General features: G+C 64.4%; 1 protein-coding gene. It reads right to left on the bottom strand.

Annotated features, from left to right (window positions below; all coding sequences use genetic code 11):
- On the bottom strand, positions 1-1398 hold a 1398-nt coding region (locus AX750_RS18310), incomplete at its 3' end, for an ISL3 family transposase (RefSeq protein ID WP_156462465.1).
- Positions 1399-1465: the final 67 nt, after the last annotated feature.

The following is a 1465-nucleotide window of genomic DNA, read 5'->3' as shown; positions in this document are numbered from 1 at the left end:
GCCGCTGCAGAACGACGCCACGAGGCTGTCGGCGGCGCGCTCCATCCATAACGGCATGCCAGCGACAGTCCTGGTACGGATCATCTGATGGAAGTCCAAGATGATTTCGCGGGCCTTCACGAGCTGCGGCAGGCCGGTTTCTATGGCTGCGATGAGAACAGTCTCTGCCTTTGAGAGCTTGTCGCGCCCATTCGTCATGAAGCGAGCGATGGTCCGGGCGGAGGGGATGCGGGCAAGGGTGCCGGCATCGGCCTTTTCGGCACGCCGCCGCCGCGTCGCCCACTCGGACACAACTCTCGCACTGCCGCGGAAGCCGCGCACCCGCATCGAGCGCCAAAGCGCTGAGGAATTGCGCTTTCCGGCATCCCACTGTGCGTCGAGCCAAGGCAGCTGTTCCTCCAGGGAACTCTGCCGTGTCCGGAAGACTTCGGAACGCTGACCGCGGACGATGCGGCGCACCGTATCCCGCGCCAGGCAGGTGCGCTTGACGATCTGCTTGATCGGCACGCCATCGCTAAACATAGCCATGACAGCAGCATTGGTCTCTTCCCGGCGCTGGTACCCTTCATATTGCAGGCGCTCCGCGGACGTCAGGAGAGCGGGATTGATGACCGTGGCGCCGATAACGGAGCGGATCTGACGCATGGATTTGCGAACCGCTTCCAGAAAGGCACGGCTGGCATTCTCCATCAGATGCCAGCGATCGGCGACCTGCTCTGCGGAGGGCAACGCTTTTGCCGCTGCTTCGCCATATCCGCCGCCGCGGTCGCGAGCGACGACGGTTATCGACGAATGGCGGCGCAGCCACGCCTCGGATGTCGCAGGCTCCCTGTCGGGCAGGAGCGTCACGGTCCGTCGTCGTTCGAGGTCGCAGACGATCGTGCCGTACCGGTGATTGCGCCGCCATGCGAAGTCGTCGATGCCGATCACGGTCAACGTCTCCGATGGCACCTGCGCTTTGCGCCTGACCACGCGCAGCAGCGTGTCATTGCTGACCGGGACCATCAGCCGCCTGGCGAAGCCCGCCGCCGGACGACCGCCAAGCGCCAGGCCAAGATGATGAACGATCAGTTCCAGTCGCCCTGTCCGGCGCGACATCGGAGCCAGCACATCATCACCAAATCGCTCGGCGAAGATGCGACGGCCGCACAGCACGGCATCGCACCAGAAGCGCCGAGCCAGAACTTCGAGCTCGACGCGCCGGCCTGAAATCGGGAGGTCAGAGGCCCGACGCGCGTATTGGCTCTGGACGCGTTGTGAGCGGACCCCGCAAGACGGACACGCGCCCGAAGACGCTGTTGCACGAACCGTGACGACGGCACGATCCCCGTCGATCTCCGACCGGACGACGGCAAAGCAAGGCGGTACGAGGCTGGACGGGCGAACTCCGTGCTGCATTGCGCTGATTCCTTCTGGAAAACAGCGCCAGATCACCGCTTATCTGCAGCGAGATTGAGTCAGACCC

Origin of the sequence: Methylobacterium sp. CCH7-A2 (genome assembly GCF_001557075.1) — a bacterium.
Classification (GTDB): domain Bacteria; phylum Pseudomonadota; class Alphaproteobacteria; order Rhizobiales; family Beijerinckiaceae; genus Allobosea; species Allobosea massiliensis.
The sequence above is the reverse complement of the archived record's forward strand: the minus strand, read 5'-3'. Positions and strand labels throughout refer to the sequence as shown.